19 protein-coding genes are annotated in these 21,899 nt (G+C 46.7%); 10 read left to right on the top strand and 9 right to left on the bottom strand.

The window, feature by feature from the left end:
* Positions 1 to 438: 438 nt before the first annotated feature.
* On the top strand, positions 439 to 1,323 hold the full coding sequence (locus KDM87_RS04865; protein WP_212678050.1) for a type 2 periplasmic-binding domain-containing protein: 885 nt from the start codon (positions 439 to 441) through the stop codon (positions 1,321 to 1,323).
* A 77-nt stretch (positions 1,324 to 1,400) separates the two neighbouring features.
* Here KDM87_RS04865 and KDM87_RS04860 read toward each other — a convergent pair whose 3' ends face one another.
* The 7 genes from KDM87_RS04860 to KDM87_RS04830 form a co-directional block, all read right to left on the bottom strand.
* Positions 1,401 to 1,853 (bottom strand): hypothetical protein, encoded by a 453-nt coding sequence (locus KDM87_RS04860; protein WP_212678049.1) that lies wholly within the window; start codon positions 1,851 to 1,853, stop codon positions 1,401 to 1,403.
* Positions 1,853 to 3,235, bottom strand: a complete 1,383-nt coding sequence (rimO, locus tag KDM87_RS04855; RefSeq protein ID WP_212678048.1) for a 30S ribosomal protein S12 methylthiotransferase RimO — start codon at positions 3,233 to 3,235, stop codon at positions 1,853 to 1,855. The genes KDM87_RS04860 and rimO overlap by 1 nt, the downstream gene beginning before the upstream one ends.
* A gap of 133 nt (positions 3,236 to 3,368) precedes the next feature.
* On the bottom strand, positions 3,369 to 3,926 hold the full coding sequence (gene phaR, locus KDM87_RS04850) for a polyhydroxyalkanoate synthesis repressor PhaR (protein ID WP_186885522.1): 558 nt from the start codon (positions 3,924 to 3,926) through the stop codon (positions 3,369 to 3,371).
* A 296-nt stretch (positions 3,927 to 4,222) separates the two neighbouring features.
* The gene (locus KDM87_RS04845; protein ID WP_186885523.1) at positions 4,223 to 4,963 is read right to left on the bottom strand and encodes a 3-ketoacyl-ACP reductase; all 741 of its coding nucleotides are present in this window, start codon (positions 4,961 to 4,963) and stop codon (positions 4,223 to 4,225) included.
* A 49-nt stretch (positions 4,964 to 5,012) separates the two neighbouring features.
* Entirely contained in the window at positions 5,013 to 6,731 is a 1,719-nt protein-coding gene (gene phaC / locus KDM87_RS04840; RefSeq protein ID WP_212678047.1) for a class I poly(R)-hydroxyalkanoic acid synthase, read from the bottom strand.
* A gap of 336 nt (positions 6,732 to 7,067) precedes the next feature.
* Positions 7,068 to 7,871 carry a peptidoglycan editing factor PgeF gene (gene pgeF / locus KDM87_RS04835; protein WP_212678046.1) on the bottom strand — a complete coding sequence of 268 codons (804 nt, stop codon included), beginning with the start codon at positions 7,869 to 7,871 and terminating at the stop codon, positions 7,068 to 7,070.
* Positions 7,868 to 8,908, bottom strand: a complete 1,041-nt coding sequence (locus tag KDM87_RS04830) for an RluA family pseudouridine synthase (protein ID WP_212678045.1) — start codon at positions 8,906 to 8,908, stop codon at positions 7,868 to 7,870. The genes pgeF and KDM87_RS04830 overlap by 4 nt, the downstream gene beginning before the upstream one ends.
* 43 nt (positions 8,909 to 8,951) lie before the next feature.
* Between KDM87_RS04830 and KDM87_RS04825 the strand changes: the two genes are divergently transcribed.
* Entirely contained in the window at positions 8,952 to 9,758 is an 807-nt protein-coding gene (locus tag KDM87_RS04825; RefSeq protein WP_212678044.1) for an outer membrane protein assembly factor BamD, read from the top strand.
* A gap of 55 nt (positions 9,759 to 9,813) precedes the next feature.
* Here the strand turns inward: KDM87_RS04825 and yaaA are convergent, their stop codons facing one another.
* Positions 9,814 to 10,593 (bottom strand): peroxide stress protein YaaA, encoded by a 780-nt coding sequence (gene yaaA, locus KDM87_RS04820; RefSeq protein ID WP_212678043.1) that lies wholly within the window; start codon positions 10,591 to 10,593, stop codon positions 9,814 to 9,816.
* Positions 10,594 to 10,616: 23 nt separating this feature from the next.
* Here yaaA and KDM87_RS04815 point away from each other — a divergent pair, with 23 nt between their 5' ends.
* The 8 genes from KDM87_RS04815 to KDM87_RS04780 all read left to right on the top strand — a co-directional run bounded on the left by KDM87_RS04815 (position 10,617) and on the right by KDM87_RS04780 (position 17,754).
* A complete protein-coding gene (locus KDM87_RS04815; RefSeq protein WP_212678042.1) occupies positions 10,617 to 11,099 on the top strand; it encodes a putative toxin-antitoxin system toxin component, PIN family in 483 nt (160 codons plus the stop codon).
* Between the two features lie 245 nt (positions 11,100 to 11,344).
* Entirely contained in the window at positions 11,345 to 12,109 is a 765-nt protein-coding gene (locus tag KDM87_RS04810; protein ID WP_212678041.1) for a protein phosphatase CheZ, read from the top strand.
* Entirely contained in the window at positions 12,109 to 13,947 is a 1,839-nt protein-coding gene (locus KDM87_RS04805) for a chemotaxis protein CheA (protein ID WP_212678040.1), read from the top strand. The genes KDM87_RS04810 and KDM87_RS04805 overlap by 1 nt, the downstream gene beginning before the upstream one ends.
* 171 nt (positions 13,948 to 14,118) lie before the next feature.
* Positions 14,119 to 15,615 (top strand): protein adenylyltransferase SelO, encoded by a 1,497-nt coding sequence (locus tag KDM87_RS04800; protein ID WP_212678039.1) that lies wholly within the window; start codon positions 14,119 to 14,121, stop codon positions 15,613 to 15,615.
* Between the two features lie 12 nt (positions 15,616 to 15,627).
* Positions 15,628 to 16,026 (top strand): peptide-methionine (R)-S-oxide reductase MsrB, encoded by a 399-nt coding sequence (msrB, locus tag KDM87_RS04795; RefSeq protein ID WP_212678038.1) that lies wholly within the window; start codon positions 15,628 to 15,630, stop codon positions 16,024 to 16,026.
* A 7-nt stretch (positions 16,027 to 16,033) separates the two neighbouring features.
* Positions 16,034 to 16,657, top strand: a complete 624-nt coding sequence (locus KDM87_RS04790) for a septation protein A (protein WP_212678037.1) — start codon at positions 16,034 to 16,036, stop codon at positions 16,655 to 16,657.
* A complete protein-coding gene (locus KDM87_RS04785; RefSeq protein ID WP_212678036.1) occupies positions 16,654 to 16,926 on the top strand; it encodes a BolA family protein in 273 nt (90 codons plus the stop codon). Before KDM87_RS04790 ends, KDM87_RS04785 begins: the two co-directional genes overlap by 4 nt.
* 54 nt (positions 16,927 to 16,980) lie before the next feature.
* Positions 16,981 to 17,754, top strand: a complete 774-nt coding sequence (locus KDM87_RS04780; RefSeq protein ID WP_212678035.1) for a peptidylprolyl isomerase — start codon at positions 16,981 to 16,983, stop codon at positions 17,752 to 17,754.
* Positions 17,755 to 17,887: 133 nt separating this feature from the next.
* Here KDM87_RS04780 and purL read toward each other — a convergent pair whose 3' ends face one another.
* Positions 17,888 to 21,886: a phosphoribosylformylglycinamidine synthase gene (gene purL, locus KDM87_RS04775; RefSeq protein ID WP_212678034.1), complete on the bottom strand. Its 3,999-nt coding sequence runs from the start codon at positions 21,884 to 21,886 to the stop codon at positions 17,888 to 17,890.
* Positions 21,887 to 21,899 lie beyond the last annotated feature (13 nt).

Below are 21,899 nucleotides of genomic sequence, written 5' to 3'. Positions count from 1 at the left end.
TCAAAACATTCCAGCACACATCTGAGCAAAGAATATACTCCCCCCAGTATATTGAGAGACCCATATTCGACAAGGAGATTTCATACATTTACTCAAAAAAATGGGGGAGTATCCATCAAAACCAGATTTTCCCAGATAAATCACCTATCTCATTAGCGTAACGGAAACAGATCGGCGCCAATTATTCCCGCCATCAAAAACAGAACATCATCGTCATTTTGTAAAACATCGTTTCAACGCAGCAAAAACCAGTATGACTGAGGACCAACATAAATTTCCTGTAATAAAAGTCGATTAGAATGACACCTTTGTATCCAAGAGGACATCGCTATTTTTCACCCTTGTCTCAGTCCGACCAGCAGAAGGAAAAATGCGGCCATATCAATCATTGACTACACCACGACTAAAACGAAAGTACACCCCCGTATTTGCAATGAGATGAATGCCCTCCTTTTAATACTCCGCAGTAGCTTACTCGTCTATCTGATTCTGATTCCAGTCTTCACCCAGGCAGCAGTCACCCGGGTCATCTATTCAGCCGGTGAAGTTCAGAATGAAACGCGCTTTAATGACGTGATTGAAATTCTGTGTACTGCACTGGAAAAAACCCGCTCACGATACGGTGATTATGAGTGTCTGCCAGACGCGCAAATCATGCCGAAAAAACGGGTATTACAAGAACTGGAAAAATCCGAACATAACATTAATGTCACGTGGAATCCAACCTCGATCGAGTTGGAACAACGCTTTGCGACGATACGCTTTCCTTTGCGCAAAGGCTTGCTCGGTTATCGCGTTCTTTTGATCAACAAAGAAAATCAACAGAAATTTGACCAGATAAAGACGCCGGAAGACCTGAAAAAAGTGAGTCTGGGTCAGGGTGTTGCCTGGAATGACAATGCAATCTATGAGAATTACGGCATCAGGGTTATACAGGGAAAATATTCCCAGCTTTTCAAAATGCTGACCGCCAATCGTTTCGATGGATTCCCGCGTGGCATTGGCGAAATCCTGAGCGAGTACGAAAAAAACAAAGAACGCAATCCAGAACTGACCATAGAAAAGAATCTGCTGATTTACTACCCGTTCCCCTACTACTTTTTCTTTAACAAACAAGACACCGCGATACGGGACAGAGTGGAAGCCGGTTTACGTATCATGCAAAAAGATGGCAGCTTCGATGCGATCTTCAATAAATACCATCAAGATGCAATCGAAAAGCTGAATTTAAAAGGACGAAACCTTATACGCCTGAGCAACCCGCTGCTTCCGAAAAATACACCAGTGAACGATGCAAAACTTTGGTATGTTCCCGTCAAATAGCATGAGCATACGTCGTATTTGCCACTCAGGTTTGCGGATACTATTCGTATAAAAAAAGGCGCTATATGCGCCTTTTTTTATTTCTTGCTACGTAGCTTCTTCGTTTTCTGTGGTTCAGTATTCACTATCTCTAACGTAAAATCCTGCCGGATATTGCCATCAGCGGATAACCAGATACCACGCACAGTTTGACCTTGAAGATCACCATCCCATTGACCGGAAACATCCGTACCATCCACCGATTCTTCCATACTCAGCCTGTCTGCGGTCACTTCCCCGGCCAGCAAAATTTTCTGACTTTGCTGCGCACCTGCGATAACGACATAATTGCCTTCAACACTGTCGCGATCTTCGGTTTTCGGTTGCAAATGCATACGCACCTGCTTAGTACCCAAGTGACCACGCAATTCTATGGCTCTGGTAAACACGGGATTTGACATCGCGCCAGCAGTTTGCAGCTCCTGCGCCTGGACTGTCCCTATACACAGGCAAGCTAGCAGCGATAGTCCGACTGATAACATCAACTTCATCAAACAGCCTCACCCCACAAATCATGCGCATCTGCCGCGGTAATGGTGACGTTAACGAATTCTCCCACCTTCAACTTGCGATGCGGTTCAAATGGGGGTTTGACATAAACAACACCATCAATTTCCGGTGCATCCGCAGACGAGCGGCCAACGCCGCCACTACGGTCGAGAGAATCGATCAACACGCGTACCGTTTTACCGATTTTCGCTTGCAAACGTTTTTTAGAAATTTCTTCCTGCAACTCCATTACACGACGACGGCGATCTTCGCGAACATCATCCGGTAATTGATTAGCTAATTCGTTCGCTGTTGCGCCTTCCACCGGTGAATACGCAAAACAACCAAGTCGGTCGATTTCTGCTTCTTTCAGGAAATCCAGAAGGTATTCAAATTCTTCTTCTGTCTCACCAGGGAAACCGGCGATAAAGGTCGAGCGTATCGTGATTTCCGGGCACATCTCGCGCCAGGCCTTGATACGTTCTATATTTTTTTCGCCACTGGCTGGGCGCTTCATCCGTTTCAGCACATCGGGGTGCGCATGTTGCAGTGGCACATCCAGATAAGGTAAAACATGGCCGTTGTTCATGAATGGAATAATCTGATCCACGTGCGGATACGGATAGACATAATGCAGACGCACCCATGCATCGTATTGCTTCGCGAGTTCACCGAGCGCTTCAACCAGTTGCGTCATGTGTGTCTTAACTGGTTTGCCGTTCCAGAAGCCAGTGCGGAACTTCACGTCCACGCCATAGGCACTGGTATCCTGCGAAATAACCAGCAACTCTTTCACTCCAGCTTTGAACAGGTTTTCCGCTTCCAGCATCACGTCCGCGATTGGACGCGACACCAGATCGCCGCGCATAGAAGGAATAATACAGAAACTGCAGCGATGATTACAACCTTCAGAAATTTTGAGATAAGCAAAATGCTTAGGTGTCAGCTTCACGCCCTGCGCTGGCACCAGATCAATGAAAGGTTCGTGCGGCTTAGGCAAATGCTTATGAACAGCATTCATTACTTCACCGAGAGCGTGTGGCCCGGTCACTTCCAGAACTTTGGGATGAATAGACTGAATCATGTCGTTGCCATCTGCATCCTTCTTCGCACCAAGGCAACCAGTCACAATCACCTTGCCGTTTTCAGCCAAAGCTTCGCCGATGGCATCAAGAGACTCCTGAACCGCCGCATCAATAAATCCGCAGGTATTGACGATGACCAGATCGGCACCGTCATAAGATTTCGCAGTTTCATATCCTTCAGCACGAAGCTGGGTCAGGATTTGTTCAGAGTCAACCAGTGCCTTCGGGCATCCAAGGGATACAAATCCAACTTTAGGAGAGTTCGTGGCTTCGGTGCGGCGTATTTCAGTAATGGACATAACGGTGCGTAGATAACAAAAAGGGTACAAAAGCGAATCCGCCATTGTACCCTTTACCACCTTTTTTTGCCCAGCTCAGGATGAAAATTCCTGAAAAATCAGAGGCTTAAGCTGCTGCAATTAAAATGCTTGCTTACTTTTTATTCACATCTTCCGGGTTAAACGGAAAAACATTGAATATATTTTTAGCCTGATTTTGCATCTGCTCCTGCATTTGTACGAACAGATTTTTACTTTGATCGATGTAATTACCCATCATGCCCTGCATCATCGGCCCCTGAACATTCATGAATTGCGTCCACATTTCAGGGCTGAACGGCTTACCTTCGTAGATTCCTTTGGAATTTTCAGCCAGTTTATTCTGGATATCAATGAATGCCTGTACGTTTTTCTCAAGGTAATTACCCATCATCCCTTGCATAGCATGGCCGTAGTAACGAATGATTTGGGATAACACAACGCTGGAAAACATAGGTGAGCCACCGGCCTCTTCTTCGAGAATAATCTGCAGCAAAATACTACGCGTCAGATCTTCACCTGTTTTAGCATCAACCACGGCGAAATCGTCGTTTTCAAGCACAAACTGCTTTACATCCACCAAGGTAATGTAACTACTCGTTTGCGTATCGTAGAGACGGCGATTCGGATATTTTTTAATCAGATGCTGTGTTGATTTTTTTGCGCTATTCATTGAAATCTCAATTGATAACTTACACATCTGGCTTCATCGCGAAATCAAATTTCGACTAAATAAAACCAAGACTCACTCAAACAAACGCTTGCACTCCGACGTGACTGAGTACAGCAATTTGATTGTCCCCTTTTTTTATCGCTATTTTTAACGTTGTTTTTAAATCGGCAAAAAAATATGCCCACCAAAATCCTTACTTTGGTGAGCATATTCTACCGCATTGCAGTAAAAAAACAGTAGCAAACTTGTTTAAATTGACATCGAACAACAAACAACCGTGACCACTGGCATCACTGTTATCCCATATGCAAACCGCCATTAATCGAGAAGTCGGACCCTGTTGCATATCCACCTTCATCCGATGCGATCCAGGCGACAATAGAAGCGATTTCTTCAGGTTCTGCCAGACGTTTTACCGGGATGCCGGAAACGATTTTTTCAAGCACATCTGGGCGAATCGCTTTCACCATATCCGTACCGACATAACCTGGAGAGACCGTGTTAACCGTCACACCTTTGGTCGCAACTTCCTGTGCCAGCGCCATCGTAAATCCATGAATACCAGCTTTCGCAGTGGAATAATTAGTCTGACCAAATTGCCCCTTCTGCCCATTGACTGAAGAGATATTAATAATCCGCCCCCAGCCACGATCAACCATGCCTTCAATAACTTGCTTAGTGACGTTAAACAAAGAGTTCAAATTGGTATCCATCACAGCATCCCAATCGGCCTTGCTCATTTTCCGGAACTGACCATCACGGGTAATGCCGGCGTTATTCACCAACACATCAATTTCACCAACTTCTGCCTTAACTTTATCAAAAGCAGCTTTGGTCGATTCCCAGTCTGAAACATTCCCCTCAGAAGCGTGAATATCCAGTCCCTCGGCACGCATATCGGCCAACCATTTATCCTTACGAGGAGAGTTCGGGCCGCAACCTGCAATGACGGTATAGCCTTCTTTGCACAAACGTCTGCAAATTGGAGTCCCGATTCCACCCATACCACCAGTTACGTACGCAACACGTTTCGCCATACTTTTTCTCCTGTTTTAAATTTAAACTGCAGAAATATCTACCATTACCCTAATTTGCTCTGACTTTGACGTAGCGTCCGGGGGCCGCTTCGATTTCCGCATATTCTGCATTTCCCGGTTTCGCAGGTGCCTTCACCATTTTCCCGCCATGTTTTGCCAGAAATTCTGACCATACCGGCCACCAGCTACCTTGATGTTCAACTGCGCCGGAAAACCAGGCATCAGCGCTCTCCGTTGCAACCGGATTAAACCAATAGCTACGTTTTTTCTTTGCCGGAGGATTGATAACGCCAGCGATATGACCTGAAGCACCGAGCACAAACATATTTCGCTCCTTGTGCTCCGGATTCAATATTTTCAGCGATGCAAAAGCGGCCTTCCAGGGCACGATGTGATCCTCGCGGGAACCGTACACAAATACAGGCGCATCAATCGCGCCCAGAGAAACCTGATTACCTGCAACGGTCAACTCGCTGGTTTGTCGTAATTTATTTTCCAGGTAAGTATTTCTCAGATACCAGCAAAACATAGGCCCCGGTAAATTAGTGCTGTCGGCATTCCAATATAAAAGGTCGAACGGCGGTGGTGCCTCTCCTTTCAGATAATTCGATTGCACATAGCTCCACACCAGATCATTTGCACGTAAGCTTGAAAAAGTGCTGGCCAGATCACGGCCCGGCATGATGCCTTTTCGTCCGATACTTTGCTCACGCAATGCAACCTGCACTTCATCTACAAACACGTCCAGCACACCTGTGTCTGAAAAGTCCAGCAAGGTGGTCAACAGTGTGAGGCTGCTTGCGGGATGAATTCCACGTGCCGCCAACACCGCTAAAGCCGTCGAAATAATCGTGCCACCGACGCAAAAACCAAAGGCGTTCACCTTTTCCTGTTTACTGATTGTGCGTACGACCTCAAAAGCTTTGATTGCACCGTCTTCAATGTAGTCGTCCCATGTCACTTCAGACATAGACTCATCGGGGTTGGCCCAAGAAACGAGAAATACCATATGCCCTTGCTCAACGGCATAGCGCACCAGCGAGTTCTCCGGCTGCAGATCAAGAATGTAATATTTATTAATGCAAGGCGGAATCATCAGCAACGGGCGCTGATGAACTGTTTTCGTCAGGGGGGTATATTGAATCAACTGAAATAAATGGTTTTCAAAAACCACTTTACCTTCTGTTGTCGCTACGTTTTTACCCACTTCAAATGCTGACTCATCCGTCTGCGAAATGCGTCCTTTTTGCATATCAGCGAGCATCTGACTGATACCTCTGGCCAGACTTTCCCCTTTGCTTTCTATGAGCTTTGACTGCGCCTCGGGGTTTGTGACCAGAAAATTGGCTGGCGACATCGCATCAATCATTTGCTGCACCGCAAAACTGATTTTTTGTTTAATTTTTTGCGGCGCTTCAACTGCCTCAGCAATTGCCATCAGAAACCGTGCATTCAGCAAATAGCTGGCAGCGCTATAAGAGTGCATCGCATGATTATGCCAGTCAGTGGCGGAGAAACGCTTATCGTTCAATTCCGGCAATTTCGATAAAGCGAAATCCTGCCATAAACGCCCAAACTCCTGCATGTATTCGTTCTGCAAGCGTGCCAGCACCGCCTGGTCTATCGTCGCCCCAATATCTTTTAACACATCTGATACCGGCATTTCCGCCATAGCCTTTACTGGCTGAATCCAATCCTGCCAAGGCGCCTGACTTCCCAACTGTGACATCCATTCGGAGTACATAGCTTGAGGATCGAAAGTCTTCATGCGAGTCTCCTGATTTTCGCGTATCGTTTCACATTAATAATTGAACGTCCTGCCATTCTGATATTTCATTGCCTCGCCGGACAGACTGATTTTAGAAAGAAATTTTATGTACATTGTCGCAATCGCCTGGATCTATGTTGTTTTACTGATGGCAATGACTGAACCTTCATTTATCACAGGATGCATGACTTTTATCATGTACTGTGTTTTTCCTTTGTCTATTGTTTTATACCTGATGCGCGCCCCTCAACGCAAGCATAAGCAAGCAGAAAATCAAGCTGCACCGCAACAATCCGTCTCTGATAAAGCGCATTCAGAAACATAAGCCGAAGACACTTATTCATCTGCGGCGTCAAACCAAATCAGACTGATCATGCGCCCGGTCACACCATCGCGCCGATACGAGTAAAATTTTTCTTTATCGCTAAAGGTACAAAAACTGCCGCCAAAAATATCATTGACCCCTTCATGCAATAAAATTTCTCTCGCTAACTGATAGATATCAGCAAAATACTTTTCCGTAGTATCAAGCGAAGACGTTTTTTTGCTGAAGCAGTGTACAAAATTTTTACCCGTAGATGTAAAAATATCAACTACATCTTGACCAACCTCAAATGCGTCCGGGCCTATTGCTGCACCCATCCACGCAAAAATCCGGCCAGCTCCCCGAGCATGCATTTCGGCCACCGTATTCTGCAATATCCCACTCGCCAACCCACGCCAACCCGCATGTGCGGCAGCAACAACTTTTCCACTTTCATCACAAAACAAAACTGGCAGACAATCGGCGGTCAGGATTGCGCACACCTTCCCGCTGACCGAACTGACGACGGCGTCAGCCTCTATTCCAGACTCAAGGACGCCAACATCCACGACAATATTACCGTGAACTTGTGATGGCAAGATGACATCGGAAGGCAGGCATGCATTTATTTTTGCGCGATTCTCAAGAACTGCCGCAGGATGTTCCTGAACATGCAACCCGAGATTCATTCCATGCACGCCGAAAGCATCCCCATACACTCCGGAACTCACTCCGCCACTACGTAACGTTGAAAATGCCTTTACTGAAGAATGAATGCCGCACCAGTCAGGTTGAATTACGGGAAACGGTAAGGTATCTAGCGGCCTACGACTCATGGCAAGGAAATTCCAGCCTCGTTCAGCAACTGAAGAAAATCATCGGCAACAGCCACTTCCCACCCCACATGTTCCCCCGTCTGCGGATGAATTAATCCCAGCTTCCTCGCTTGCAATGCTTGTCGGGGGAAAAAACGTGCGAGATGCTGTTTGCCGTACAAAGGATCCCCCACCAAAGGAAATCCCAGAGAATGCATGTGAACGCGAATCTGGTGGGTACGACCAGTTTCCAACTGACATGCCACTAGACTGACAGGAAATTTCTCTAACATTCCCGTCGCGATACGTTGAAAATGCGTGACGGCAGGCTTGGCAGAAATACTGCGCGAAACAGCCATCTTGATACGATCACGCGGATGTCTTGCCATCGGGGCATCAACGGTGCCCGAAACGTTAGGCGTTCCCCATACCAACGCATAGTATTCGCGTTTCACGCTACGGTCTTGCAGCTGACGCACCAAATCCGTGTGCGCTATCAGGGTTTTGGCAACAACCATTAATCCCGATGTATCTTTATCTAAACGGTGAACAATGCCAGCTCGCGGGACGCCTAACAGCGCTGGCCAGCGAAACAATAAGCCATTCAACAAAGTTCCCGACCAATTGCCCGCGGCGGGATGCACCACCAGTCCGGCCGGTTTGTTCACAACGATAACGGCGTCATCTTCATAAACGATATCCAGCGGAATGTCTTCTGGCGCAAAAGCACCTTCATCGGGAGCTGCCTGCGGCTCAATAATAATTTTTTCATCGCCAAGCATCGTCATTTTGGTCCGGCCTGGCTTACCGTCAACCGTCACGAAGCCATCCTCTATCCATTGCTGAATGCGGCTGCGGGAATATTCCGGAACCAATTTTGAGATGGTCTTATCCAAGCGCTCGCCGCATGCAGCGGAGGTCAGTTTTAATTCTATATTTTCAGCTGTTGACGAGAAGTCTTCGTCCACTTCTGTATCGTCAACTGCCAGGTCTAAATCGACGTCAACATCAGAATCTGACAAAATCACTGTTGTAGTTGGTTTCACATTTTTCGTCATCGGCTATAATCCGTAAATTGTTTTCATGCTCACGCACAAATCTATGCACATTAAATCTTTGAAATTGCTGGTTCTGGCTATGGCCGCGTCGTTGACTTTAAGCGGCTGCGGGGCTTTTGGTGACAAGGGCGACGAGACCAGAACATGGTCCGCATCAAAATTATACGCTGAAGCAAAAGACGAAATGGCGAATGGCGGATATGAAAAAGCAATTCAGTACTTCGAAAAGCTGGAATCTCGCTTTCCCTTTGGTACATACGCCCAGCAAGCACAGATGGATACCGCTTATGCTTACTATAAACAAGGTGATCAGGTGCAGGCACTGGCTGCAGTAGAGCGTTTCATTAAATTGCATCCGAATCACAGTCATGTCGATTACATGTATTACCTGCGTGGTCTGATTAATTTTAACGATCAATTAGGCTTACTCAATTTCCTGGCAAATCAAGACATTACAGAGCGCGATCCGAAAGCCTCTCGCGATGCTTTCGATGCGTTCAAACAACTGGCTACTCAGTTTCCGGATAGTCAGTACACGCCAGATGCAATCTCGCGCATGAAATACCTGGTGAATGCGCTGGCGCAATACGATGTTCACGTTGCACGTTACTATGTCCGCCGTGGCGCGTACCTTGCTGCAGCCAACCGCGCTCAGGCTGCGATTACCGAATATCCTGATGCGCCAGCAATTGAAGAAGCGATGTTTTTACTGGTGAAATCTTACGATGCAATGGGAATGACTGAATTACGTGACGACGCAAACCGCGTATTTCTGAAAAACTTTCCTAACAGCGCTTACCTGACGGGTACCGCGAAAAACAAATCCGCATGGTGGAAGTTCTGGTCCTGAAGTAGAAAAACTTTAAATAGCAAAGCCGGTCTATGACCGGCTTTTTTGTCTACGCTTAAATCTCCTCTATTCTTCGCCTGAAAACCCAACGTCCATTCTCAGAAGCCTCCTCGTCGTATAAATAACCATCAACGTTGAAGTTTTTCAATAATTCCGGATCTGCAATCGCATTTTCAGCGCAATAACGCGCCATCAAGCCGCGCGCGCGCTTGGCATAAAACGAAATAATTTTGTACCGTCCATTTTTCCAGTCCTGGAAAACCGGATTAATAATGTCCGCATTCAATGAGGTCGGTTTAACAACTTTAAAATACTCTTCCGATGCCAGATTAATTAATACTTTTTTGTTTAAAGAGCGCAATTGCCCGTTCAACACGTCTGTTACTTTTTGCCCCCAAAATTGATACAGATTCTTGCCGTGTGGAGTGATTAAAGAAGTCCCCATCTCCAGCCTGTACGCCTGCAATTGATCCATAGGTCTCAGCACGCCATACAAACCAGATAAAATCCGGACATGCTTCTGCAAATAATTTAAGTGACGCGCTTGCAGACTGGTCGCATTCAACCCTTCGTAAACATCCCCATTAAATGCAAAAATGGCTTGCCTGCTCTGATTAGAGTCTGGTGTTTTAGTCCATTGCTGAAAACGATCCACATTTAAACGAGCCAAGGCCGGTGAAATTTCCATCAGCTTGATTAAATCAAGCTCAGATAGTCCTCTTGAAATGGATACCAATTCTTCCGCCTCGTTCAAAAGCTCAGGTATCGTAGAAATATTTGTAGAAATCGGGGTTTGGAAATCAAGACTTTTGGCTGGAGATAATACAATGAGCATAAAAATTAACGAGATTAAACATAATGACCGCAATCATACCCAAGCACATCGTCATTGACACAAATGTCTGTCTGGATTTATTCGTTTTCAATGATCCGCGCTGGCTAGACATTCTTCACGGATTAAAAAATGAACAGTTAAAAGCCATTACCCGCGCCGACTGCAGAGAAGAATGGCTGGCAGTTCTGAAGTATCCACACCTGCCGGTGACTCAGGACAATCTGCCAAATATTTGCCAGCAATTCGATCTATTTATCGAGTGTGTTGCACCACCATTAAAAACGGATATACGGTTACCGGTTTGTAGCGACAAAGATGATCAGAAATTTCTTGAGATCGCCAGAGACAGTTCCGCAACAACTCTCGTCACAAAAGACAAAGCGCTACTTAAGTTGGCAAGAAAAATACGCAAAGCCGGTCTCTTTTCTATAGAGACACCTGAGCAATTTTTAATTGCATGGACTCAGGAAAACAGCAAAACCAACGACAATCAAGTAAAACAATGATAAATTTTATTCCCATAGATCATTCTGCGATAAAGTACTGCTACTATGTTGCAGAGACTTGAAATGCAATTTACGGGCAGAAATAAAAAGATTGCTGAAAATAAAATTGCACGATGAATTAAATAGACAGATAACGCACTATTGAGTACAAAAAAACACTCATTTTTGCCTAAAATTAACAATAACCCATGATATTTGTGGAAAAATTGCACAAAAGTCACAGCGATTATGGAGAGTGAAGAATTATGACTGATTCAGCAGATGATCTTGATGCATTGTTTGAAGAGATGGCAAGTCAGCGCCAGGAAACAGAAACGTCACCCTCCGCAGGAACGGACACTGCTTCAGCAACGACAAACAGCGCGTTAATGCAGGTTGGTGAACAACCTCCGAAACTGAATCCACGCAATACGGACATTGAGTCTACAAAGCCCATTTTTGATCGTTTAGGTAATGTTGTCCGCATGCTGCATGATTCAATGCGACAGCTGGGCTACGATCGATCTCTCTCCGATGTGGCGATTCAGGTTGCAGACGCGCAGGACAGACTCGAGTATGTCGCAACATTGACAGAACAAGCGGCAAACAAAGTACTCAACGCAACTGACCTCGGAATGCCAGAGCAAGATGAGCTGGCCAAAAAAGCGAAGAGCATGGATGTGCGTTGGACCGATTTGTTTGAAGGCAAACTCAGCGTAGAAGAATTCAAGGCGCTGGCATCAGACTCCAAAGCTTTTGCCAATGCGGTTCTGACAGCGACTGATGCTGAGAAAGCTCGCCTTCTCGATATCATGATGGCGCAAGATTTTCAGGATCTCACCGGTCAGTTAATCAAGAAAGTCGTTGCAATTAATAAAGCGGTAGAGCACGAATTGGCTCAGATACTTCTTGATAATGCGCCGACAGAACTGAAAGAGAAAGCAGTCGAATTGATGGAGGGGCCATCCGTACCGAACGCCGCACTGGAACAGGATGACGTAGATAATCTTCTTGATAGCCTGGGTTTCTGATGGATGATATGCTCAAAGAATTTGTCGTTGAGGCACTCGATCTCGCGACAAACGTAGAAGAACACCTGTTATCTCTCGAACGTAATCCGGGAGATATGAACACACTGAATGCCGTCTTCCGATCCTTCCATACGATCAAAGGTGGGGCAGGTTTTATGAACCTGTCTGCAATGGTTTCTGCATGCCATTTAACAGAAAACCTGTTTGATGCATTGAGAACCGGTCAGGTCGCGGTCACACCAGAAGCAATCGAGGCAGCGTTGGAAGCCAGCGGTTTTGTCGCAGATCAACTCACCGCTCTGAACAACGGCATCCCTCCTGAGCAACTGTCAACGATGCCGAAAGCGTTGGAAGCAATGTTGACAGATGCAATTGAAAGCAAGGGAGTCAGCAAAAAAGCCGCAGTACCAGCTGCACCTCAAGCAACGGCAACAGCGCCTGAACCGGTTGCGGTTAGCACATCATCGCCATCGGCCAACAATACTGATGGCGTCGATTGGGAAGCATATTACAAAGCAGTGACGCCGGTCGGCACATTACCAGAACCAGTCGCCGTTGCCGTAGCAACGACTCCCAAAGCGCCTTCGGCAAAAGAAGAACACGAAGCAGTTAAATCGTCGTTGTCCAGCACAGACGTCAAGCATACAGCTCCAGCCAAAGAAGAAAGCATACGAATAGATGCCGTCAAGCTGAACGTTCTGCTTGAGGTGGCAGGCGAATCTGTACAAGCCGCAAATCAGGCTGCGGTGTTGCTGGAAAAATTATCGCAATTCAAGTTCGATGGCCAGGCTGCGCCTCTGATGGCAGCGCTGACAGAGACGCTGACCCGCGCATCTCGTTATTCAACGGAACTGCAACGCGCAACATTAGCCACCCGCATGCAACCTGTCGGGCGCCTGTTTCAGAAATTCCCTCGCCTTGTCCGCGAACTGGCAAGAGACTTGGGCAAAGAGGTGGATTTAAATATAGAGGGAGCAGAAACAGAAGTTGACCGCGTTGTTGTTGATAGTCTGTACGATCCATTGGTGCATATGCTGCGCAATGCGCTCGATCATGGTATCGAAACTGCAGAAGAACGTTTGGCAAGCAATAAAACAGCGAGATCAACCATTTCCCTGAAGGCATGGCAAGAGGCCAGCAGCGTCATGATTGAAGTGTCTGATGACGGCAAAGGCATGGACGCGCAACGACTCCGGGATAAAGCCATATCAAAAGGTCTGATCAACGCACACGATGCACGAACTGATGATGAGGCTTTCCAGCTGGTGTTTTTACCTGGCTTTTCCACCAAAGAAGTGGCCTCCAGCGTTTCAGGTCGCGGCGTCGGCATGGACGTTGTAAAAACAGCCGTGGAACGTCATCGCGGCGCGATCCGCATTTCATCCGAACTGGGCAAAGGGACAACGTTTTTAATTCGCTTACCAATTGAGCTTTCGATCGTCCCAACGATGCTGGTACGTACCGATGGCGCATCCTTGGCGCTTCCTATGGCGACAGTGCAACGTGTTGTGGAATTGCCTGAGACATTCGAAAGTGTCGGCGGTCAGCCTGTGCTTCGTGATCTGGGTCGCCCATTGCCGGTTAAATCTCTGGGTAAAGTACTCGGTTACATGCCATCCTCAGAACGGGTCGGCATTGTTATCGCTGCACCAAACCCTTATATCTTGTCGGTAGATTCGGTCGATGGAACTGCAGATCTGGTGATTAAACCGCTAACCTGCATCAGCACCCCAGGCATTACCGGTACTGCTCGCTCGGCTGAAGGTGAACTCGTTCTGGTTACTAGTTTATCTTTCCTCATTGACGGCTGCAAAGTACGCGAGATGATGACGGCGTAATTTTTCTTACACGTCATTTAATTAAATCTAAGGGCTTCACTCCGATTGGATTGAAGCCCTTAGGTTTTTTTTCCCTCTCTTTTTACTCCCACTCGGCTCTTTCAGCACGACAAAAACAGACTTCCCTGCACTCTGTCAGAATAACGGCATTGATATTCATACTTTTGCGGAATGCCTACACCATCCTTAACAAAGCAAGCACTTGATCTGGACGATTTTTTACAACCCAGCACATATTCAAGCCTGCCAGCTAATTTCTTTACCTACTTGCAGCCGACACCTCTGCCACAGCCCTACATCGTCGCTGTAAGCACACCGGTTGCGCAGCAATTTAATCTGGATCCAGCATCACTGCTGACGCCAAGGTACGTTAATGCCTTCACAGGTAACATAGATATCCTCGGAGCGAATCCACTAGCCAGTGTTTATTCTGGTCATCAATTTGGCTCATGGGCCGGACAACTCGGTGATGGCCGGGCAATTCTTTTAGGCGATGCTATCGACAAACACCAGCAACGGTTTGAAGTGCAATTAAAAGGTGCAGGCCCGACCCCCTATTCCCGCTCTGGCGATGGCCGCGCCGTACTAAGATCGTCGATCCGTGAACTCTTGTGCTCTGAAGCAATGCAGGCATTGGGAATACCGACGTCCAGAGCGCTGGCAATCACGGGCTCTGATCAGGGCGTAATGCGAGAAACGGTAGAAACCAGCGCCGTTGTTACCCGACTCGCCCCCAGCTTTATTCGTTTTGGATCATTTGAGCACTGGTACTACAACAACCGCCCTGACGAATTAAAAATTCTGGCGGATTTTGTGATCCGGCATCACTATCCTGAATCACTGGGACAGCCTAATCCCTATCAGGCACTCCTCAGTACAGTAACGAAAAAAACAGCAGAATTAATCGCCTGCTGGCAGTCAGTCGGATTCATGCACGGGGTTATGAACACGGACAACATGTCCATTCTGGGCTTAACGCTGGACTATGGTCCGTTTGGATTTATGGAAAAGTATGATGAAAGGCACATTTGCAATCATACAGATCAACAAGGCCGATACTCCTACCGTATGCAGCCAACAATTGGGCATTGGAACACACACGCACTAGGTCAGGCACTACTGCCACTGATAGGCAGCGTCGAAGAGACGCAACAGGCACTGGATTGTTACTCGTCTTCTTTTACGAATAAGTGGGAAGCGCTGCTACGTAAAAAACTTGGATTATTGACCATTCAAAACGACGATAAGGAACTGACTGATCAGCTGTTTAATATCATGCAGGAAGACCATGCTGATTTCACACACACCTTCAGATATCTGAGTTATCTCGACAATCACACCAGCTCAAAAGACGACGATTTTGTCAGTTTATTCAGCAACGCTCAAGCCGCGAGTAATTGGCTGGAACTTTACCGGGCGCGGCTGGTCTCTGAAGGCAGTCAAGCCGAAGAAAGACAAGGCCGTATGCAAGCGAGCAATCCTAAATATGTGCTGAGAAACTATCTTGCGCAAATTGCGATTGAAAAAGCGCAGAATAAGGATTTCAGTGAAGTACAAAAACTGCTGACAATTCTCGAACACCCTTTTGATGAGCAGCCCGAGCATCATCTATACGCAGGCGAACCACCGACATGGGCACAACATCTCGAAATCAGTTGTTCATCGTAAACGAAAGAAGATATGAATAAAATACAAAAGACCGATGCTGAATGGCGCGCTCAACTTGATCCGATTGAATATCAGGTAACCCGACATGCAGCAACGGAAAGGGCATTTACCGGACAATACTGGGATCATCACGATATCGGCATCTACACTTGCGTCTGTTGCAACACGCCCCTCTTTGCATCCGACGCAAAATTTGACTCTGGCTGTGGATGGCCCAGTTATTTTCGTTCACTCAACCCAGCAAATGTTCTGGAGAAAGTGGACACATCTCACGGCATGACTCGTACCGAAATTGTGTGTAATATCTGCGACGCTCACCTTGGGCACGTCTTCCCTGATGGCCCACCGCCGACAGGACTACGTTATTGTATTAATTCTGCGTCCTTGAAATTTGAACCTTTGCCTGAGTAACTTTTTAATGAAATTTTTATTTGATATTTTCCCTGTCATTCTGTTTTTTGTGACGTTCAAATGGGGAGAGAGCCACCCTGGTGCTGCACAGGCGTATGTAACCGAATTTCTTTCCGGACTTGTGTCCGGTGGCGGCAGCGCCCAGGAGGTTGCTCCAATTCTGCTTGCCACGGCTGTGACACTAGTTGCATCTGTGTGCCAGATTGCCTATCTGCTTTTACGTAGAAAAAAAGTCGATGCAATGCTCTGGATTTCATTCATCGTTATCATGGTATTCGGCAGCGCAACTATTTATTTCCACAGCGAAGCATTTATTAAATGGAAACCGACCGTTCTTTACTGGTGTTATGCCGTCGCGTTTATGTTGGCACAGTTTGGTTTTAAGAAAAATCTGATCCGCACCGCAATGGAATCGCAGGTGAAACTTCCGGAGCTAATCTGGTCTCGTCTCAGTCTTGCGTGGATCTGCTTTTTTTTAGTAATGGGAATCGCGAATCTGCTGGTCGCCTACAATTTCACGACGTCAGCCTGGGCGAATTTCAAGCTGATATCGATGATAGGGATCATGCCCGCATTCGTTATTATTCAAAGCTTATTTTTAACAAAATACATGGAAGAAACTGAGTCATGACCCGTTTTGAAAAACTACGCATACGCCTGACAGAAAATTTGCACCCTGTGCTGTGTGAACTTCAAGATGACTCCCATGCACATGCAGGACATGCAGGCGCCGCATCCGGCGGAAGCCATTACAGTTTGAAAATAATTTGTCCTCAATTTGAGGGCTTAAATCGCATTTCCCGCCATCGTCTGGTGTATGATGCCATTGGCGATATGATGCACACGGAAATTCATGCACTGGCTATCAGTGCACTTGCTCCGTCAGAGATACCGACCTAACCTAAGCAGTTTACTTATAATCCGTTTTTTATTTTGTTATTTTAGGAACAGACAATGACTTTTAAACCTGCTCATTTGCTGGTAGTACTTCTTGCAGCAGCGGTGCCTGCAATGGCTCAAAATCTCGCTGTAGTCAATGGCAAAGCAATTCCTTCTTCTCGCGTAGATGCCATGGTCAAACAACTGGCATCGCAAGGTCAGCAAGACAGCCCGCAGTTGCGCGCAATGGTGAAGCAAGAGCTGATTAATCGTGAAGTATTAATGCAGGAAGCTGAAAAATCTGGCCTCGCTTCAAATGCAGAAGTAAAAAATCAACTGGAAATCGCTCGCCAATCCTTACTGATCCGCGCCCTGATGATTGATTATGTAAAGAAAAATCCGGTTTCCGATGCAGAAGTTCAAGCTGAATACGACAAGGCAAAAGCACAAGCTGGCGACAAGGAATATCACGCCTATCATATTCTGGTAGAAAAAGAAGATGATGCTAAAGCGATCATCTTGAAATTGAAAGCTGGCGCTAAATTTGAAGAATTAGCTAAACAGTCTAAAGACACAGGATCCGCAGCAAAAGGCGGCGATCTGGACTGGGCAACACCAGCAACATTTGTTCCTGCATTCTCTCAAGCAATGACTGCTTTGCAAAAAGGTCAGTTTACCGAAACACCGGTGAAAACTGAATTTGGCTTTCACATCATCAAATTAGATGACATCCGTACTGCAAAATTCCCGACTCTGGAAGAAGTAAAACCACAGATCGTTGATGGACTGCAGCAACAAAAAGTGCAAGCTTATCAACAAGCGTTGGTGAAAAAAGCGAAAATCCAGTAATTGCAAGCTGATTCAGTTAAAAAAGAGGCGTTTAATACGCCTCTTTTTTATTTTCTACGCAGTTAAATAAAATCAGCAAAGTCACAAAAATAAGAAAGGGGGCAAAAGCCCCCTTTCTTAATTCAACCACAAATCAAGCTACCCATTTCCTTGCATTACGGAACATGCGCATCCAAGGGGAATCATCGCTCCAATCATCTGGATGCCAGGAATGAATCGCTGTACGGAATACACGTTCGGCGTGCGGCATCATCACTGTAAAACGCCCGTCCTGATTCGTTACAGAAGTAATGCCCTGCGGTGAACCATTCGGATTGTACGGATAACTTTCAGTAACATCGCCGCTATTGTTAACGAATCGCATTGCCACTTGTGCTTTAGCGATATCGCCGGTCGTGGAAAAGTCAGCAAAACCTTCGCCGTGAGCGACCGCGATTGGGGTTTGCGTCCCCGCCATGCCACTGAAAAAGACAGAAGCAGAATCCAACACTTCCACCATGGAAAAACGTGCTTCGAATTGTTCAGATTTATTCTTTGTAAATTTCGGCCACGCTTCCGCCCCGGGAATAATCGATTTCAGATTACTCATCATCTGACAACCATTACAAATACCCAAACCAAACGTGTCAGTTCTGTGGAAAAATTCTGAGAACTGCTGCGACAGCATGGAATTAAATAATATGGTTTTTGCCCAGCCCTCACCTGCCCCCAATACGTCTCCGTAAGAGAAGCCACCGACAGCGATCAGGCCTTTAAAATGACTCAGATTCGCTCGACCAGCAATCAAATCGCTCATGTGCACGTCAACAGATTCGAATCCCGCCTTATGCATAACATACGCAGTTTCAATGTGAGAATTCACACCCTGTTCGCGCAAGATTGCCACCTTAGGACGAACACCGGTAGCGATAAAGGGCGCAGCAACATCATCATTGATATCAAAACTCAACTTAGGCTGCATCCCTGGGTCTTGCACATCACTGATGCGGGCATACTCTGCATCAGCGCAAGCCGGATTATCACGCAGGCGTGCAATCTGCCAACTGGTTTTGCTCCATGTCTGATGAAGTTCTGATCTGAGTTTTTTGAATATCTGTTTTACGTCACGGTAAAACTCAATAGAGTCACTGGCATTCGGCTTACCAATAATGTGGCTACAGGCACCGAGATTATGTGAGCGCAAAACATCCATGACTTCAGAGCGTTGTTCCGTGCGCACCTGAATCACAGCGCCCAATTCTTCATTGAATAGCGCCCGCAATGTCAGATCATTTCTTCTTTCCGCTACTTGACCAGCCCAATTTTTGGCATCGCCCTGATCAGCAGCATGCTCAGTTTCCATCGTCAGGATATCGAGATTAATCGCCAACCCTGCGCGACCAGCAAACGCCATCTCACACAAAGTCGCAAACAAACCACCGTCAGATCGATCATGGTAAGCCAGCAATTTATCTTCACTGTTCAATTGTTGAATAGCAGCGAAGAAAGCCTTGAGGTCAGCGGCGCTGTCAACATCAGGTACCTCATTGCCAATCACTTGCATCACTTGTGCAAAAGCCGAAGCGCCGAGGCGATTTCGTCCACGACCAAGATCGATCAGAATCAGGCTTGTATCACCTTTATCCAAGCGTATTTGCGGTGTCAGTGTCTTACGCACATCGTAGACAGGTGAGAAACCCGATATGATCAATGACACTGGTGACGTGACAGACTTATTGTCGCCACTATCTTTCCACGTAGTACGCATGGAAAGCGAATCTTTACCGACAGGAATACTGATGCCAAGCGCCGGACACAAATCCATCCCTACGGCTTTCACTGTATCAAACAAGGCTGCATCCTGACCGGGCTGACCGCAAGCCGCCATCCAGTTTGCAGACAATTTGATATCTGAGATATCTTTGATCGGTGCCGCAGCAATATTCGTAATCGCCTCACCAACGGCCATACGACCCGAAGCAGGCGCATTAATGACCGCGAGTGGAGTACGCTCCCCCATCGCCATTGCTTCACCCAAAAAGCCCTCAAAACTCATTGTTGTCACGGCACAATCAGCCACAGGTACCTGCCATGGCCCGACCATCTGATCACGTACGGTCGTGGCACCAACTGTTCTGTCGCCGATCGTAATCAGAAACGATTTATCCGCAACTGTAGGTAAACTTAAAACGCGCTCCGCCGCATCATCAAGACTGATACCCGTCAAATCCAAAGGCTTATATGATGCCTGCAGGCGCTCAACGTTTCTGTGCATCTTAGGCGGTTTGCCCAACAATACATTCATCGGCATATCGACAGGTGTATTGCTATGTTCTGGATCGATCACTTTCAGTTGACGCTCTTCTGTCGCAGTACCGACTACAGCAAATGGACAACGCTCGCGCTCACAAAATCCACGGAAAAGTTCCAGGCTCTCAGGAGCGATTGCGAGCACATAACGTTCTTGTGATTCGTTACTCCAGATTTCTTTTGGAGCCATACCACTTTCTTCCAAATGCACTTTGCGTAAATCAAATATGGCACCACGCTTTGCGTCATTGGTTATTTCAGGAAACGCATTCGACAAACCACCGGCACCAACATCATGAATAGACAAAATTGGATTCGCGTCAGCCATTTGCCAGCAAGAATTGATCACCTCCTGCGCGCGCCGCTCCATTTCAGGATTTCCGCGCTGAACTGAATCGAAATCAAGATCTGCTGTGTTGGTTCCTGTCGCCATAGAAGAAGCAGCGCTGCCCCCCATCCCGATACGCATACCAGGCCCACCAAGTTGTATCAACAAGCTGCCTACCGGCAAATCATTTTTCTTGGTGTGTTGGGCGGAAATACTGCCAATACCACCAGCGATCATGATGGGTTTATGATAGCCGTACACAGTACCAGCAACATTTTGCTCGTAAGTACGGAAATAGCCGCCCAAATTAGGACGACCAAACTCATTGTTAAATGCCGCGCCGCCTAAGGGGCCATCAATCATGATTTGCAACGGCGAAGCGATGCGGTCGGGTTTTCCGTACGCAGATTTTGTTTTTGCGCCGCCATCACAATCCGTCGCGTTTTCCCAAGGCTGAGTCATGCCAGGCAGTGACAGATTAGAAACCGTAAATCCCGTCAAACCTGCTTTCGGTTTTGCCCCTCTGCCAGTCGCACCTTCATCTCGAATTTCGCCGCCTGCTCCCGTAGATGCGCCAGGAAATGGTGAAATTGCGGTCGGATGGTTGTGCGTCTCCACCTTCATTAGAATATGGGTTAATTCTTCCGACAACGCATAAATACCCGTTTTACTGTCACGAGGATAAAAACGCTGAACCTTTGCACCTTCGATAATTGAAGAATTATCGCTGTAAGCAACGACAGTTCCCTGCGGATGCAGCTCGTGGGTGTTTTTAATCATCTGAAACAAAGACTTATCTTGCTCAACGCCGTCAATGGTCCAATCTGCATTAAATATTTTATGACGGCAATGCTCGCTGTTTGCCTGTGCAAACATCATTAATTCAACATCTGTCGGATTACGGTTGACGGAATTAAAAGCGTCTACCAGATAATCGATTTCATCATCGGATAAGGCGAGACCTAACTCGGTATTGGCATTCAGTAAGGCATTTTTACCACCACTCAGAATATCAACAGATTCCAGAGGCTTTGCTTGCAACTCGGAAAACAGCGCAGCAGCATCACCAAGATTCGTCAACACCATTTCCGTCATACGATCATGCAATAAAGCAGCGATGGCTTCTCGCGACGACTGCTTCACTTCTTTGGTTCCACCAAAAAATCCTGTTTTCATTTGCACAAAGTAGCTGATACCACGCTCTATGCGATGCACCTGATGCATACCACAATTGCGCGCAATATCAGTTGCTTTACTTGCCCACGGAGAAATTGTGCCGATACGAGGGATCACGATAAAAGTTTCGCCGTCCTGAGATCCATTGAAATGGTCGCCATAAACTAATAAGGCTTCAAGGCGTTCAATATCATTCTTTTGCAATTCAACGCTGACATCAACAAAATGTTGGTATCTTGCAGTGACGCCGATAATATTTGCATCGACTTCCTGCAAACGATTCAGAAGATTGGATGTACGGAAAACAGACAGGGCATTGGAGCCTGGCAATATCAACATGGCTAGAGGAGTA

This window comes from Cognatundibacterium rivi, assembly GCF_018139565.1.
Taxonomy (GTDB): Bacteria; Pseudomonadota; Gammaproteobacteria; order Burkholderiales; family Burkholderiaceae_D; genus Undibacterium; species Undibacterium rivi.
The sequence above is the reverse complement of the archived record's forward strand: the minus strand, read 5'-3'. Positions and strand labels throughout refer to the sequence as shown.